11 protein-coding genes and 2 pseudogenes are annotated in these 15970 nt (G+C 52.9%); 12 read left to right on the forward strand and 1 reads right to left on the reverse strand.

Annotation, left to right across the window (positions count from 1 at the left end; genetic code table 11):
* Window positions 1-11: 11 nt before the first annotated feature.
* Both QRY16_RS14360 and QRY16_RS14365 read left to right on the forward strand, forming a co-directional pair.
* Window positions 12-392, forward strand: a complete 381-nt coding sequence (locus tag QRY16_RS14360) for a hypothetical protein (protein WP_289777067.1) — start codon at window positions 12-14, stop codon at window positions 390-392.
* Window positions 389-1896, forward strand: a pseudogene (locus QRY16_RS14365) (conjugal transfer protein TraG N-terminal domain-containing protein). Before QRY16_RS14360 ends, QRY16_RS14365 begins: the two are co-directional and overlap by 4 nt.
* A 43-nt stretch (window positions 1897-1939) precedes the next feature.
* Here the strand turns inward: QRY16_RS14365 and QRY16_RS14370 are convergent.
* Complete coding sequence (locus tag QRY16_RS14370) at window positions 1940-2362, reverse strand: hypothetical protein (RefSeq protein ID WP_289777068.1); 423 nt, start codon at window positions 2360-2362, stop codon at window positions 1940-1942.
* A 188-nt stretch (window positions 2363-2550) separates the two neighbouring features.
* Between QRY16_RS14370 and QRY16_RS14375 the strand changes: the two genes are divergently transcribed.
* From QRY16_RS14375 to tnpC (QRY16_RS14420), 10 genes and pseudogenes are all read left to right on the forward strand, one after another.
* Window positions 2551-6264 carry an Ig-like domain-containing protein gene (locus QRY16_RS14375; RefSeq protein WP_289777069.1) on the forward strand — a complete coding sequence of 1238 codons (3714 nt, stop codon included), beginning with the start codon at window positions 2551-2553 and terminating at the stop codon, window positions 6262-6264.
* A 44-nt stretch (window positions 6265-6308) separates the two neighbouring features.
* Window positions 6309-7574 (forward strand): TolC family protein, encoded by a 1266-nt coding sequence (locus QRY16_RS14380; RefSeq protein ID WP_289777070.1) that lies wholly within the window; start codon window positions 6309-6311, stop codon window positions 7572-7574.
* A 1-nt stretch (window position 7575) separates the two neighbouring features.
* Window positions 7576-9711: a type I secretion system permease/ATPase gene (locus tag QRY16_RS14385; protein ID WP_289777071.1), complete on the forward strand. Its 2136-nt coding sequence runs from the start codon at window positions 7576-7578 to the stop codon at window positions 9709-9711.
* Between the two features lies 1 nt (window position 9712).
* Window positions 9713-10888 (forward strand): beta-barrel domain-containing protein, encoded by a 1176-nt coding sequence (locus tag QRY16_RS14390; protein WP_289777072.1) that lies wholly within the window; start codon window positions 9713-9715, stop codon window positions 10886-10888.
* Window positions 10889-11487: 599 nt separating this feature from the next.
* Window positions 11488-11781, forward strand: coding sequence for an IS66 family insertion sequence element accessory protein TnpA (gene tnpA, locus QRY16_RS14395; RefSeq protein WP_289777073.1), 294 nt, complete (start codon window positions 11488-11490; stop codon window positions 11779-11781).
* Window positions 11775-12071, forward strand: a complete 297-nt coding sequence (gene tnpB, locus QRY16_RS14400; RefSeq protein WP_289777074.1) for an IS66 family insertion sequence element accessory protein TnpB — start codon at window positions 11775-11777, stop codon at window positions 12069-12071. The genes tnpA and tnpB (QRY16_RS14400) overlap by 7 nt, the downstream gene beginning before the upstream one ends.
* Before the next feature lie 105 nt (window positions 12072-12176).
* The gene (gene tnpC / locus QRY16_RS14405) at window positions 12177-13514 is read left to right on the forward strand and encodes an IS66 family transposase (RefSeq protein ID WP_289777075.1); all 1338 of its coding nucleotides are present in this window, start codon (window positions 12177-12179) and stop codon (window positions 13512-13514) included.
* A gap of 31 nt (window positions 13515-13545) precedes the next feature.
* Window positions 13546-13950, forward strand: coding sequence for a transposase (locus QRY16_RS14410; protein ID WP_289777076.1), 405 nt, complete (start codon window positions 13546-13548; stop codon window positions 13948-13950).
* Window positions 13947-14297, forward strand: coding sequence for an IS66 family insertion sequence element accessory protein TnpB (gene tnpB / locus QRY16_RS14415; protein ID WP_289777077.1), 351 nt, complete (start codon window positions 13947-13949; stop codon window positions 14295-14297). Before QRY16_RS14410 ends, tnpB (QRY16_RS14415) begins: the two co-directional genes overlap by 4 nt.
* Window positions 14298-14327: 30 nt before the next feature.
* Window positions 14328-15921 (forward strand): annotated as a pseudogene (tnpC, locus tag QRY16_RS14420) (IS66 family transposase).
* Window positions 15922-15970 lie beyond the last annotated feature (49 nt).

Below are 15970 nucleotides of genomic sequence, written 5' to 3' on the forward strand. Positions count from 1 at the left end.
GGATAACTGAAATGAGTAAATCAAAAACAGGCTGCAAACAGCACCCGTCCCGCCGGGCCAGATGGTTCGGTTACAGAGCCGGGCGAGTGCTGAAGCTGTCTGCCCTGCTCGTCGCCATGATGGTCATTACGCTGGCCATCGCCCACTGGGGTATTGGTCATCCGCAGGAGAGCGCCGCGCTGCGCGACTGGATGCACAGTACCCGCCACGGCTGGCTGGCCTGGCGGTTTGCACTCTATGCCGCACTGGTCTGGGGTTTCAGGAAAATCTGGCAGTCCCCGGACTGCCGGCCGGAGTATAAAGCGCCGCTGCGACGCATGGCCATCGCCAGCGCGCTGTTTATCCTGGCGTGTGAATACGCGCTGCTGAGCGACGGAGGAAGGCCGTCATGATGACCAACAGCTATCTGGAATATTTTCTGACGCTGCTCGGCTGGGTGGTGAGTAATGGCCTGTGGAGCGTGCTGCTGAGCACCGGGCTGTTTGTACTGCCACTGGTGTTTAAGGTGGCGGGTATCTGGCTGAAGGTGCGGGAGGAAGGTGACGACGAAGGCAATAAAGGCATGCTGTCGCTGCCGCGCATCGAGAACCTGCTGTACGGCGCGTTCTTTGTGATGATTGCCTGCTGCGTGCCGCTGCTGAACGTCAGCCTGGACACGCTTAAGTATGACGGCAGCCGGGCGGCAGTCTGCGGCAGCTGGACGCCGAAACCGCCTGAAGACACCGGATACGCAAATATCGTCTCCAGCCTGAACGGGCAGACGGCAAAAGTACCGGTGTGGTGGATGGTGGTGCATAAGCTATCCAAAGGTATAACCCAGGCGGCGGTGGCCACCATTCCGTGCCGTCCCGACCTGAGGCAGGTGCGCTTTGAGGTGCAGCACAGCCGGGTTAACAATCCGGCGCTGGCCGCTGAGCTGCAGGACTTCACCAGTGACTGCTACGCGCTGGCGCTGTACACCTGGAAAAACCGCGACCAGGGGCAGACCACCGATAAGGGCACGCTGCGCGATATCGAGTGGCTGGGGTCGAAAACCTTCCTGAGGGGCGACTACGGCAGCCTGCAGTCGAAAACGCCACGCGCCAGTTTCCCGTGGAATGAGGCGCGGGACAGCGGACGACCGAATACCGGACGGGGCGGCTATCCTTACTGCAGTGAATGGTGGTCAGCCGCCGATACCGGCCTGGAAGCCCGTGTGGTAAAACAGGTTGAGCCGGGCGTGATGCTGCGTATGTCGGCAGCGCTGAAAATGCTGGGACAGCACGACACGGATTATAAGGAGGCGGTGGTACGACGTCTGGTGAGCCCGGCTAACCTGACGGTCTCTCAGGGCGGCCACGCCTATGCCGGCTATGGTGGCAACGCAGACTTTACGCTGGATAACGCCGCCGCACGCGTGGCCGCCATTGGCGGCACCGCCCTGGGCAGCCTGGCCGCATATCCGGCGTTTGATGCGATGCGCCAGGCGTTGCCAATGGTGCAGGCCATCCTGCTGATGGCGGTATACGTCATGCTGCCGCTTATCCTGGCGTTTGCGGCCTACGAGTACAAAACCGTGATCACCGTGACGTTCGTGATATTCGCGCTGAACTTCCTGACGTTCTGGTGGGAGCTGGCGCGCTGGCTGGACAGCTGGCTGCTGACGGCACTGTTCAGCTCGGACTCACACAGTCGCTGGAATGTAGCCGGATTCCAGAACAGCGCTGATGATCTGATTATGAATCTAGTGATGGGGACGATGTTTATTGTTTTGCCAGCTTTCTGGGTTGGTGCGTTATCTTGGGCTGGTATATCTACTGGGGGGGATTAGAAAAGGCTATTGCTGCCGGTAGTAGGAAGGCTCATGATACAGGTGGACAAGCAGTCGATTCCCTGAAGAAAAGCGCAGGGTTGTAGTTTTTAATACTATAGAGGGAGATTATACTCCCTCTCGAAATAACTAATGCCGATTGTCGTATTCGTCATATGTATAAGGTTCTGGATCATAAGGCTCGAACATACCATTGTTGGTACTTTTATCTTTGTTATTTTCCCGTGAAAAACGCTCATGACTACTCTTGGGGTGTTTATCCCAATTAGTTATGTGCACTCTGGTTGACTGGCCAATTTGCTGTAGTATGAACGCAATTGCCCAGATGAAAATCAGGCAACCAGCAATCACCACTCCTCCCAATAAAATCCCTGCGAGAGATCCCAAAACAGCAATAACTACCGGCATATGGCCAAGCCATGTTGGCAGTTTGTGGTGTTTCACCCAAGCCATACATCGCTGATCCCACGTTAACACAACCCTTTTCAAGTGTTTGAAAATTATGGCTGCTTTTTGTCCGCGAACGTAAGCCTGTTCGTTGTTCTTTAACATATTGGCAATCCTTGCATGATTTCAACGGAGCTTGTTGGTCTTCTTTCACATAACAACTATGCTTAAGTATAGTTGTGGCAAGTGCTAATTGCATCAGTTTCTACCAAATGGTCGCGAGGGAATTTACAAATAAGCAACCATTTCACTAACTTGTTTTGGCTTTTATTAAACAATGAAGGATAATTGATATGTCAATAGAAGCAAAAGTGACGCCTGAAAGTGCTAACGAGGCTATCGGGAGTGCCTCCCATCAAGTCATTACTAATGGTACATTGACCCTCACTCAAAGTAGTAATGTTGCACTTAATATCCATCCTGAAATGGTATCGGGTTATGCGAAAGAGGGGGCAGATCTCACTATCATCCTTAAATCGGGTGAAACAATTAAAATCATCAATTTCTACCCTGAAAATGCCCCGGCAAGCCATCTCTTCTTAATCAATGATGAAGATAAGTTGGTTGCGGTAGATTTCCCAGCTACAGCTTCAGATGGTCCATTAGTAGCAAGCTATACACCTCAAAACAACAGTGCGGGCTTTTTGTCATTAACCGAAAGTGAGGGAAAAGAGGGTACGCCTGGCGCGATGGCTGCACTGCTGGGCATCGCAGCGGTAGGTGGAGGAATTGCAATCGCTGCCCATCATTCTGGCAGCAGCGATTCAGACAACTCAGCCTCTCCCCCACCATCAGAAGTTAACACGCCACCTGAAGCTGTCTCTGATTTAAAAATTGCCTCCGACGGCAGCAGTATCAGCGGTAAGGCCGAGCCGGGTGCAATCGTTGGCATTGATACTAACGGTGATGGCCAGCCAGATATTGCTGTTACAGCCGGTCCGGATGGGAGCTTTAGTGCATCATTTAACCCGCCACTCACAAACGGACAAACAGTTGGGGTGACCGTCACTGATCCGGCTGGCAACACCAGCCCGGTGATTTCAACGCAGGCACCAGACACTACGCCGCCAGATCCGGTAACTGATTTACAAATTTCCCCCGACGGCAGCGTTATTAGCGGCAAAGCCGAGCCGGGCGCAACCGTTGGCATTGATACCAATGGCGACGGCCGGCAAGATATAACTGTTACAGCCGGTCCGGATGGGAGCTTTAGTGCACCACTTAACCCGTCACTCACAAACGGGCAAACAGTCGGGGTAACCGTCACTGATCCGGCTGGCAACAACAGCCCGATGATTTCAACGCAGGCACCAGATACTACGCCACCAGATCCGGTAACTGATTTACAAATTTCCCCCGACGGCAGCGCTATCAGCGGTAAAGCCGAGCCTGGCGCAACCGTTGGCATTGATACTAATGGCGACGGCCGGGCAGATATTAATGTTACAGCTGGTCTGGATGGAAGTTTTAATACATCTCTTAACCCGCCACTCACAAACGGGCAAACAGTTGGGGTAATCGTTACTGATCCGGCTGGTAATGTGAGTCCAGAGACAAGTATTCAGGCACCTGATTTCGTTGAAACCCCTATAATTAATCCTACCAATGGCGCAACCATCAGTGGCAGCGCTGAAGCAGGCATGACTATCATCTTAACGGATGGCGATAACAACCCTCTGGGCCAAACCACCTCGGATGCTAACGGTAACTGGACTTTTACACCAACCATACCGCTGGCGGACAGCACGGTGGTGAACGTGGTGGCAAAAGATACCTCAGGTAACCAGAGTCCGGCGGCCAGCGCCACCGTGGATGCTATCGCTCCAAATACCCCGGTCATCGAGCCCAGCAACGGTATGGCACTCCATGGCACTGCCGAACCGGGCGCCACGGTTATCCTGACTGATGGCAACGATAATCCTATTGGCCAGACAACCGCCGACGCTGACGGCAGCTGGAGCTTTACCCCGGCTACGCCGCTGCCGGACAGCACGGTGGTGAACGTGGTGGCAAAAGATGCTTCAGGTAACCAGAGCCCGGTCGCCAGCGTGACTGTGGATACCATTCCTCCGGCGAGTCCGGTCATTGACCCCAGCAACGGTACGTCACTCCATGGCACTGCCGAACCGGGCGCCACGGTTATCCTGACTGATGGCAACGATAATCCTATTGGCCAGACAACCGCCGACGCTGACGGCAGCTGGAGCTTTACCCCGGCTACGCCGCTGGCGGACAGCACCGTCGTTAACGTAGTGGCAAAAGATGCCTCAGGTAACCAGAGTCCGGTGGCCAGCGTCACCGTGGATGCCATCGCCCCGGGTGCTCCGGTGATTAATCCGACAGAGGGTCATACCCTCAGTGGCACTGCGGAAGCGAACTCAACGGTTGTTTTAACCGATACAAACAATAACCCTATAGGCCAGACAACGGCCGATGCTGAAGGCAACTGGACGTTCACCCCGTCAACACCGCTTTTAGAGGGAACGCAAGTTGTGGCGGTGGCAAAGGATGCCTCAGGTAACATCAGTCCACCATCAACCGTTACTGTGCTGCTTGCTCCAACGATTACGGTGCCTGAAGCCTCTGATGGATGGTTAAATGCGCAAGAGCTAAGTGATGGCATTCAAGTCAACGTCACCGTTCGCCCTGGCATGACAGTGGGGCAAGTCATTAATGTCACCTTCTCAGGTCAAAATGGTTATGAAATCACCACTCCTCATACTGTTACTGCGGAGGATATTGCCGCAGGCAGCGTAACGATAACGGTAATACCGCCTGCTGAGATGGGACCGTTTCCCCAGGGGGCCAGCAGCATTTCTGCCAACATAGATGGAGGCCCGGCTTCAGCCGCCGTTGATGCAACCGTTGACACCCTTCCACCGGCGACGCCCGTATTATCCGTTATAGGAACTGAACTTGGGATCCTCGGTGATGCCGGATCAACGTTCACTGTCACACTCAAGTTTGGTGGTGTGACGCATACCGCAACGGTTACGGCAGATGGCAGTGGAAAAGGCTCCCTTGATTTACTGACAGGTTTTGATTCAACGCTTACATGGGATCAATTACTTAATGCACAGCTTTCCGTTACCGGAACCGATCCGGCGGGCAATAACAGTAACGTCGCCTCCATCGGAGTCGGTGAAAACATCCCTCAACCCGTTACGATTGGCAACTTCGGGTTGGATTTTGAACTCTTCCCTCCTACCTTTGGCTTTAGTGGTACCACTTCCCCTAACGCAATTATCGCCCTGACCGTTAAGACGCCAGCAGGTGATGTGTCGTTGTCCTTGACGGCCGATGCAAACGGACATTTCTCGCTCAATATACTCAGCCCGGATGTATTGAATGAATTGAATTTGACCATTCAGGAGATTTTAAATCTTGGCGATCAACTCTCCTTTGACCTCACTGCAACCGACACTAACGGCAACAGTAGTGCAGATTATGGTATCGGGCTTAGTGCAAGTGGCGTGACGGTCAGCCTGGGTGAAATTGAAATCAATGGCACGGCGGGTAATGACGTTTTGTCAGGTGCGGATGGCATGTCTGAGCACATTAGTGCGGGCGCAGGTGACGACCTAATTTTACATGTTGGTACCGGGGACCAGGTGAGTGCGGGCGATGGAAATGACACCATTGAGATTGTACAAACCAATTTCACCAGCATCGATGGCGGGATGGGATTTGATACCCTGCTCCTGGCTGATGGCATCAATCTTGATTACAACAGCCCCGGTAAAGGCACCCTGGCGAATATCGAACGCATTGATATGGGGACAGGGGATACCGGCAGCAACCTGACATTAACTGCGTCAGAGGTTGTCGCCATCACGGATGGCAACGACACTCTGCAGATTACCGGTGAAGCCAACGATACCTTGCATGTGGCGGGGGCGGTGAATACAGGCGCAACACAACAAATTGAGGGTATTACCTACGACGTTTATTCCTTTGGCAATGCAACGCTGCTTATCGAAGAAAACACCGTTAAGGTTGAAGCTTGATGCCATCTGTTCCCCACAGTAAACGGGGTCTGACAGGGGTAATCTTGCTCCTGTCAGCTTGCCTGCCGCTTTCCGGGCAGGCCACGCCCCTTGCACAAGCCGTCATGGCAGGGCTGAGTATAAACCCAAAAGTTCGCTTAGCGCTTGCAGAGGCAGAGCGCGCGGGCATTGAAGTCAGTATGTCAAAAAGCGGCTATCTGCCCAGCTTAACGGTGTCTGCAGGCCCTGAGCTGTCTCGTATGACGCAGCCTGGTTATGATATTACTGCCTCGCAAATGCTCTATGACTGGGGGCGGGTTGCAAGTGAAGTTGAGAGCGCCAATGCAACCCATCGAAAATATTTACACGCTCTGCTGGTTGCTCAAGACGACAGTGCGTTAAACATCATTGAGATTTATTTGGATGTATTAGCTTCCCGGGAACGGATTAAAACCGTCAAAGCGCATATTCACGCCCTGAATGATATCGAGCAATTAACAACTGTACGCGATGCACAAGGCTATTCTGACCGAAGTGAGCTGGAGCGCACTCGGCTTGAGCTTTCTCGTGCACAAGAGCAACTGGCTATTGAAGAAGGTAGTTTGCAGGAGGCCGATGAGCAATACCACATCCTGGTCGGTCAGCCTGCACGAGACCTCATCATGCCTCACCCTCCGTCATTAAAAAAAAGCTTAGCGTCAAAAGACTTAAATCAAGTCATCGATAATTCTCCGTTGCTTAAAAAAGCAAAAGCGGAAGTCGATGTGTCAAAAGCCGCCCTTCAGAAAACAAAGGCCGCCCTTTTGCCGCAACTTAATTTAGAAGCCACTGCGCTTCGCCGTGAGACGGGCGGTCGAATGGATAACGATACCGTCGTGTCTCTGCGATTCCGTATGGACACACTCCAGGGACTCTCTAATTTCCAAAGACCCCTGGCCGCAGCCCGGCAACTTGAAGCCTCGCAGTGGCAACGTGATACCACTCATCGTGATATCAGAAGGCAACTACAGACATTATTAGATAACTCCAACACCCTGAAAATCCGCATTAAATCACTTACTCAGCAAATGAAAACGGCGCACGAGGTTATTGAGTTATATAAATCGCAATTTGAAGTAGGCCACCGGGATGTTATTGATTTACTGAATGTTCAGCGAGAGCGGTTTGAGGTTGAACGACAATTAATCAATTTGCAGATTGAGCAAAAACGCCTCGATTACCGTGCTGCCGCCCAAATTGGTTTCTTGCCGTATTTGCTGGAAGAAAACCGTAAAGATGGAGATATAAAACACATGGATAGAAGCCTTTCACGATTTGTAGAGGGAAAATGAGATGAGCCGGGTTTCAAATGAACAGGGTTGCCCCTTATCTCAAGGACTACATCTTTTGTGCCACCAGCTGGGAAAAGAGGTAAGTCTGGCAGGTCTTATTGAAGGATTGCCCCTTGAAAAGGGTAAGCTTCCTTTGCAACTCGCCCCCCGGGCGCTACGCCGCTTAAACATTAATGCAAAAGTGATTCTCCACCCCTTGCGGCAAATAGACGCGTATTTACTGCCTGCTTTATTGGTTATGAATGATGGTAAGTCGGTGATATTGGTAAAAGTGGACAAAGCACATGCTGATGTTTTACTCCCACAGGCACAAGGTGGCCTCGAACGCGTAGTTTTAGAGCAGCTTGAACAGCACTACAGTGGAAAAGTTATTTTCGCAAAGTGTCAATACCGCGCAGATGACAGAGTGGGTGATTTCGCCAAACCCCTGCCCGAACACTGGTTTTTTGGCCCATTAAAAGGGCTGTGGCGCTCTTATCTTGAAGTGGCAATCGCGGCATTGACGGCGAATGTGTTAGCCACCGTATCAGCGCTGTTTGCGATGCAGGTTTATGACAAAGTTGTGCCCAATAATGCCTTTGATACCCTATGGCTTCTGACCAGTGGCGTGGTACTTGCTATCGTGTTTGACGGGGTACTTCGCATTATGCGTGGGTACCTGCTAAATGTGATGGGCAAGCGTCTTGATTTACAGCTCTCGACATTGCTGTTCTCCAGAGTCTTGGGCACAAGGCTTGCTGCCAAACCGGTCTCCATGGGCGCATTTAGCACGCAAGTGCGAGAATTTGAATCGGTGAGAGAGTTTTTCACCTCATCAAGTGCCGCCCTTATAAGCGATCTCCCGTTCGTGTTGATTTTTTTATTGTTGATCGCGCTCATTGGTGGGCCTGTAGTCTGGGTTCCTCTCTTTGCAGGGGCGTTAATGGTGTTGCCCGGGCTCTTGACTCAGCGGCGCCTTGCCAATTTATCGCGGCAAAATCTTCGGGAAGGGGCGATGAAAAATAGCGTCCTGCTTGAAGCCTTTGAACATCTGGAAACGGTGAAAAGTACGCGGGCTGAAGGACGTTGCCTGTTTCACTGGGAGAGGCTTACCGGCAAACTTTCTAATACGGCGCTAAAAACCTATGCGCTCACATCAACGCTCAGTTATCTGGCAAGCATGGTGCAACAAATTTGCTACGTCGGCGTGGTGGTTATTGGGGTTTATCAAATCAGCGAGGGGGCAATGACGGTGGGTTCCCTGATTGCCTGTTCGATTCTTTCTTCGCGCGCGATAGCTCCTCTGTCTCAGGTAGCGGGCATTTTAGGACGCTGGCAGCACACTCGTGTGGCGATGGAAGGCTTAAATCAGTTAATGGCAGCCCCCCAGGAAAGGGAACCCGGTAAGCAGTTTATCCATCGTGAACGTCTCAGCGGGCATTATGATCTACAGAATGTGAAGCTAAGTCATGGGGATAATCCCCCGGTGGTGGATATCAACACCTTGACCATTATGCCCGGCGAACGTGTGGCACTCTTAGGCGGTAACGGTGCGGGGAAATCCACGTTGCTGCGGTTGCTTACAGGCTTACTTGATGGGCAGTCCGGGCGTTTATTATTAGATGGCGTGAATTTGTATCAAATTGACCCCGCAGACAGGCAACGTAACATCGGCTACCTGCCTCAGGATGTTGCCCTCTTTTTCGGCACACTTCGCGAAAATCTCAATCTTGCGAACAACGCCATACAGGACGATGAGATGTTAGAAGCGATCGATGGCGTGGGATTAGGTGAGTTTGTCAGGCAGCATCCGTTGGGTCTTGATATGCCACTTCAGGGCAATTCAAGCCTTTCAGGCGGGCAACGTCAGGCGGTAGGCCTTGCCCGTATCATCCTGCAAGATCCAGCCATCTTATTACTTGATGAACCCACCGCGGCGCTGGACCAAAACAGTGAAAACCAGGCCATTATGTTTTTACAACAATGGTTGGGAAAACGAACCTTGATTATCACAACACACAAAAAACAGGTACTTGACCTCGCCGACAGAGCCGTTGTTTTGCGTCACGGGAAAATAATCATGGATGGTAGTCTTTCGCAAGTTGTTCAGGGCAATCAGGTAAATGCCCCGTGCGCCCAACAGGGAGGTCAGCGCTGAAATGAAAACCTCCCGTCTTCGACGCCAATTAGACGATCCGATGCTTGCCACAACACACCCTGTTTATCGTCCCTTGCTGTGGGTTGTGATGAGTGTCGTTTTACTGGCTGTAGCGTGGGCCGCCCTGGCCGAGCTTGATGAAACGACCCGAGGGGAAGGACGGGTTGTGCCTTTTAGCCGTACCCAGAAAATTCAAAGCCTTGAGGGAGGAATTTTAAAAGAACTAATGGTTAAGGAAGGCGATTTGGTTGAGGCCGACCAGCAGCTCTTACGCCTTGATAATACGCATTTTTTAACAAGTTTTCAAGAGTCGGCCAATCATGCTAAAGCTCTGCAAGCCACCATTGCACGTCTTGACGCAGAAGTACTGGAAAAAAAGGAAATTGATTTTCCACACACCATCGATCCCAGGGGCCCGCTGGCACGCTCTGAAAATGAGCTATTCAGATCGCGTCGGGATAAATTAATGGAAAATGCACAAGCAATAGCGCAACAAATTCACCTTGCAAAGCAACAGCTAAACCTCATTCGTCCGCTGGTGACCAAACATGCTGTGAGTCAAATGGAAGCATTAAGACTCAGCCAGGATATCACCACCCTACAGGGGAAATTATCCGAGCTTAAGAACACCTACTCTCAGGATGCCTACACTGAACGCTCGCAAAGAAAGGCCGAACTCAGCGCCCTTGAACCCATAGTGCTACAAAGACGTGACCAGCTGCAGCGAACGGATATAACTTCCCCGGTACGTGGTCGGGTGAATACCATCTTAATCAACACCAGAGGCGGTGTTATCCAGCCAGGTGAACCCATAATGGAAATCACTCCTGTTGAAGACACGTTATTGATTGAGGCCAGGATAAAACCACGCGATGTGGCCTTCCTGGTCCCGGGGATGCCAGCAAGAGTTAAAATTACGGCTTACGATTATTCTATCTACGGCGATTTGCAAGGTACGCTTGAGCAAATCAGTGCTGACACTATTGAAGAAGACACCGCTCATGGTAAAGAATCTTTTTACCAGGTATTGATAAAAACTGATGCTAGTCAGTTAAAACGTGGCGATAAAACACTTCCTATCATTCCGGGAATGGTTGCTGAAGTGGACATTATCAGTGGTAAGCGTAGCGTCCTGAATTATTTACTACGGCCCTTGATTAAAGCGCGGCTGTATTAATACCAAAACTGCTGTTTGGTATTCTCGTATACCATTCTGACAACATAACTCTACATTTTTGTAAAGATTGTCAATAAAACTTGAGTTGGTTGGTGTTGATATTATCCATCATAGCATTAATGTTGAAACCATCGGCTTCAGCCGAGAGTTTTTAGCTCCAGAAAAAACATTGAGCATTCTGTATCTGGAGGATAAATTAGTACGTCAGGCGGTGGTTGTGTGCCAAGCCAAATCTATGTGACCACCTTAAGGGTTTCATGCAATTCAGTCCGGGAGAAACGGTCATTGGCTAAGACGAATAGTGGAAGGGCATGTAAATTATTATAGAGTCCTTCTAACATGAAGAGGCTAAGAGCCAACCTCAATAGGTAACAGGTAATAAGCACTAAGTGAGTCAGGAACTCAGGTCTTTGCAGCAATTTAGTTTCTACAGTCCTTGACTGTCAATCACAGTTGTTTGAAAGTCTATTTTTATCGCCTATTGAGATAGGCTCTAAGTCAGTTTGTGGGGTAAACGCGCGGTGAACTCACCTTGTTGAATTTCCCGCCATTCGGCAACCTCATCACTATCGGACAGTAACTGAAAATGGGGCTCTGCCATGCAATATGCTTCCCGACAACAGCAGCAACAGCACGTCACTCAGTGGAAAAACAGCGGGCTTTCCCGCGCACAATATGCCCGTCAGCATCAGATTTGCACCAAAACCCTTACCCGCTGGATAGCCCGATGGTCTCCCCCTGCACTGCCAGCTTCGGGCCCGCTTATTCCCGCCGTTATCATCCCGGGGCCTTCTCCCGGTACCGCCAGCGTCACCCTGAACCTGAAATGCTGTTCCGTTACCTGCCTGCCCGGTCAACTACCGGCTATCATGGAGGTGCTCAACCTGTGCTGACTCCTGAAACTCTCTGGCTGGCACGCGACCCCGTTGATATGCGTCAGGGTATTGATACCCTGACCCGTCTGGTCGACGCCCGTCTGGCTGTGACCCGGGATACCGGCACCGCCGTAGTCTTCTGCAATAAAGCCCGCTCGCGTATCCGGGTTCTCCAGTGGGACCGGCACGGTGTCTGGCTTTGTACCCGTCGTCTGCATCAGGGCCACTTCACCTGGCCACGGGAGGGCGAAACCACATGGAGCCTCACCGCTGAGCAGTTTGCCTGGCTGACTAAAGGCGTGGACTGACGTCAGGTTGACGGGCACAGCCCGTCGGGCTGGGAAACCTGAGCCACGGGCATTAATCTGCGGATATAGCGTGATTGCTGGTCGTGATTATGCCATGCTCATCGTATGGATATCAGCACATTACCGGTTGAGCAGAGCCCCGACGAACTGCGCCAGATGGCACAGTGGTTACTCGCGGAGCTGACACGTGAACGCGAAAAAAATCAGGCGCTGCAACAAAAAATCCAGTCTCTGGAAGACGCCCTGAAGACCAGTCGTCGCTGGCGATTTGGCCGTAAGAGTGAAACCTTCCGGGGAGAAGAGCGAAGTCTGGCCGAAGAAGATGTTGACGCCGATACGGCCGACCTTGAACAACAGCTGGCCACACTGTTACCGGAAGAGTCTGAAAAATCTCCTGCCTCCCCAAAACGCCAGCCTTTGCCCGCAGAGGTTCCCCGTGAAGAGGTCAGGCTGGACCTGGACTGCCACGACTGCCCTGAGTGTGGTCATATCCTGCGCCCCCTGCGCGATGAGGTCAGCGAACGGCTGGAGTATATCCCGGCCCGGGTGGCGGTACACCGCACGGTGCGCCCGCACTACAGCTGCCCCTGCTGTGAGACAGTCCACGCTGTTCCGTTACCGCCACAACTTATCGAAAAAGGCCAGCCCGGTCCGGGACTGCTGGCTCAGGTCACTATAGCCAAAGCCTGTGACCACCTGCCGCTGTACCGTCAGCAGAAAATATACCTGCGCAGTGGTGTCGATATCCCCTGCAGCACGCTGGGCGGGTGGTTCGGCGCAGTCGGGGGCGCCTTAAAACATCTGGCAGATGCCCTGCGCCAGGATCTACGGCAGCAACCTGTGCTGCAGGCAGACGAAACGCCGTTGCTGCTGCTCAACCCGGAAAAGGGTAAAAGCCAGAAGGGATACCTGTGGGCATATACCAGCGCCAGCGGGTCAGAACGCAGTATCGTGGTGTATGACTGCCAGCCCGGCCGTAGCGGGGAGTATGCCCGTGCGATACTGGCAGGCTGGCAGGGCACGCTGGTCGTGGATGGTTATGCCGGGTACCGTGCCCTGTTCGATGAAGGTGGAGTGAAGGAAGCGGGATGCTGGGCCCATGTGCGGCGTAAGTTCTTCGACCAGTATAAAGCCAGCGGCAGTCCAGTGGCAGCGGAAGCCCTGCAGACAATCCGCGAGCTGTATAAACTGGAGCGACGGATAAAAAAACGTCCCCCGGAACAGCGACGACGATGGCGGCAACGTTATGCCAGACCACGACTGGCGGCTTTTGAAAGCTGGCTACTGATAAAACAGCAGAAGACGGCTCCCAACTCAGGAATACGCAAAGCCATCGACTATGCACTGAAGCGCTGGTCCGCCCTGCTGGCATATCTGGAAGATGCAACCGTAAGCGTCTGGCCACTGCCGCCTGTGATTCTGGTTCCGGGAGCGCTAGCTTAGAGCTCCACCTAATTTAGAAGGAGCTCTATTCATGGACAATGCTGTCGACTGGCGAACGGAATCCCGCACTGTTTATTCCAATGACTTCAAACTTCGCATCGTTGAGCTGGCATCCCAACCTGATGCCAATGTTGCTAAGATCGCCCGCGAAAACGGTGTTGCTCACAACCTCATTTTTAAGTGGCTGCGCATGTGGCAAAACGAGGGGCGGGTATCACGTCGCCTGCCAGCTACCATCACCTCATCTTCAGAGCTGTCACTGCTGCCTGTCGAGATCGTACCTGACCCGGCAATATCAGATACCGGTTCCGGGCAGAGTCCGTTGAACGCTTCCTCCTGTAGTGTGGAGTTCCGCCACGGTAAAATAAGCCTGGAAAATCCTTCGCCGGAGTTGTTTGCAGTGCTGTTGCGTGAGCTGACCGGGAGAAGCCAATGATATCCCTCCCGTCAGGCACCCGTATCTGGCTGGCTGCTGGCGTCACGGATATGCGCAAATCGTTCAATGGCCTGGGTGAGCTGGTACAGCATGCTCTTGATGAGAACCCGTTCTCCGGCCATCTGTTTATCTTCCGTGGCCGCAAGGGGGATACCGTAAAAATCCTCTGGGCGGATGCTGATGGCCTGTGCCTGTTGACCAAACGTCTTGAAGAAGGCCAGTTCATCTGGCCTGCTGTACGCGATGGCAAAATCGCGATCACCCGCTCACAGCTTGCCATGCTCCTCGATAAGCTGGACTGGCGTCAGCCAAAAACAGCACGCCTTAACTCACTGACAATGTTGTAAAAAGAACATGACCGCATTATAAATGAGGTCATGAGTCAGGACTATCTCGCCCGTATCGCCGCGCTGGAAGACGCGCTTCGCCAGAAAGACAGTCAACTCAGCCTCGTTGCAGAGACTGAGTCGTTCCTGCGTTCGGCGCTGGCCCGCGCTGAAGAGAAAATAGAGAACGAAGAGCGCGAAATAGAGCACCTGCGGGCACAGATAGAAAAACTGCGCCGGATGTTGTTCGGTACCCGCTCAGAAAAACTTCGCCAACAGGTTGAAGAGGCCGAAGCCCTGCTGAAACAGCAGGAGCAGCAAAGTGATCGCTACAACGGACGGGAAGACGATCCACTGGTACCTCGCCAGTTGCGGCAATCCCGCCATCGTCGCCCCTTACCGGAAAACCTTCCCCGCGAGATACACCGGCTGGAGCCCGCTGAAACCTGCTGTCCGGAATGCGGCAACGGTATGAAGTACCTCAGTGAAGTCAGCGCGGAGCAGCTGGAACTGGTCTCCAGCGCCCTGAAAGTGATCCGCATGGTCAGGGTGAAAAAGGTCTGCACCCAATGCGACTGCATCGTTGAAGCCCCTGCGCCATCACGGCCCATCGATCGGGGTATCGCGGGGCCGGGTCTGCTGGCCCGGGTGTTAACCGCGAAATACTGTGAACACCTGCCGCTCTATCGCCAGTGCGAAATCTTTGTCCGTCAGGGCGTGGAGCTGAGCCGGGCGCTGCTCTCCAACTGGGTGGATGCCTGCTGCCGGTTAATGGCTCCGCTGGATGAAGACCTTTACCGCTATGTGATGAACTGCCGCAAACTGCACACGGACGATACTCCTGTGCCGGTGCTGGCTCCGGGCAGAAAGAAGACGAAAACCGGGCGCATCTGGACGTATGTGCGCGATGACCGGAACGCAGGAACGTCAGATCCGCCCGCAGCGTGGTTCGCCTTTTCACCGGACCGGCAGGGGAAACACCCTCAGCAGCATCTTCGCCACTATCATGGTGTGCTGCAGGCCGATGCCTTCGCAGGTTACGACAGGTTGTTCAGCGCCGAGCGCGACGGTGGCCCGTTGACAGAAGCCGCATGCTGGGCCCATGCCCGCAGAAAAATCCACGACGTCTATATAAGCTCGCAAACGGCGACAGCAGAGGAAGCCCTGAAACGTATCGGCGAGCTGTACGCGGTAGAAGAGGAAATACGAGGTCTCCCGTCAGCAGAGCGGCTGGCAGTCAGACAATCCCGGAGCAAACCGCTGCTGACATCCCTGCATGAGTGGCTGGTAGAGAAAAGCACGACACTGTCGAAAAAATCCCGGCTGGGCGAGGCGTTTCGCTTATGTGCTCAATCAGTGGGAAGCGCTGTGCTACTACTGCGGTGACGGCCTTGCAGAGCCTGATAACAATGCAGCGGAGCGGGCGTTACGGGCAGTATGCCTGGGTAAAAAGAACTATATCTTCTTCGGCAGCGACCATGGTGGTGAACGTGGAGCCCTGCTGTATGGGCTGATCGGGACTTGCAGGCTCAATGGTATCGATCCGGAAGCCTACCTTCGCTATATCCTGAGTGTACTACCGGAGTGGCCGTCGAACAAAGTGGCAGAACGTCTGCCATGGAACGTAGATCTCACCAATAAGTAGCCGTCAATACGGCACTCACTTTACGCTTACCAACAACCTGACGGAAAAC

Source organism: Mixta mediterraneensis (assembly GCF_030283135.1).
Taxonomy (GTDB): Bacteria; Pseudomonadota; Gammaproteobacteria; order Enterobacterales; family Enterobacteriaceae; genus Pantoea; species Pantoea mediterraneensis.

What these genes read in the sequence shown, in the direction of transcription:
- QRY16_RS14410 (WP_289777076.1), top strand. Translation starts at nt 13,546, where the DNA reads ATGGACAATGCTGTCGACTGGCGAACGGAATCCCGCACTGTTTATTCC.
- QRY16_RS14385 (WP_289777071.1), top strand. Translation starts at nt 7,576, where the DNA reads ATGAGCCGGGTTTCAAATGAACAGGGTTGCCCCTTATCTCAAGGACTA.
- QRY16_RS14370 (WP_289777068.1), bottom strand. Translation starts at nt 2,362, where the DNA reads ATGTTAAAGAACAACGAACAGGCTTACGTTCGCGGACAAAAAGCAGCC.
- tnpA (WP_289777073.1), top strand. Translation starts at nt 11,488, where the DNA reads ATGCAATATGCTTCCCGACAACAGCAGCAACAGCACGTCACTCAGTGG.
- QRY16_RS14390 (WP_289777072.1), top strand. Translation starts at nt 9,713, where the DNA reads ATGAAAACCTCCCGTCTTCGACGCCAATTAGACGATCCGATGCTTGCC.
- tnpC (WP_289777075.1), top strand. Translation starts at nt 12,177, where the DNA reads ATGGATATCAGCACATTACCGGTTGAGCAGAGCCCCGACGAACTGCGC.
- QRY16_RS14360 (WP_289777067.1), top strand. Translation starts at nt 12, where the DNA reads ATGAGTAAATCAAAAACAGGCTGCAAACAGCACCCGTCCCGCCGGGCC.
- QRY16_RS14375 (WP_289777069.1), top strand. Translation starts at nt 2,551, where the DNA reads ATGTCAATAGAAGCAAAAGTGACGCCTGAAAGTGCTAACGAGGCTATC.
- tnpB (WP_289777077.1), top strand. Translation starts at nt 13,947, where the DNA reads ATGATATCCCTCCCGTCAGGCACCCGTATCTGGCTGGCTGCTGGCGTC.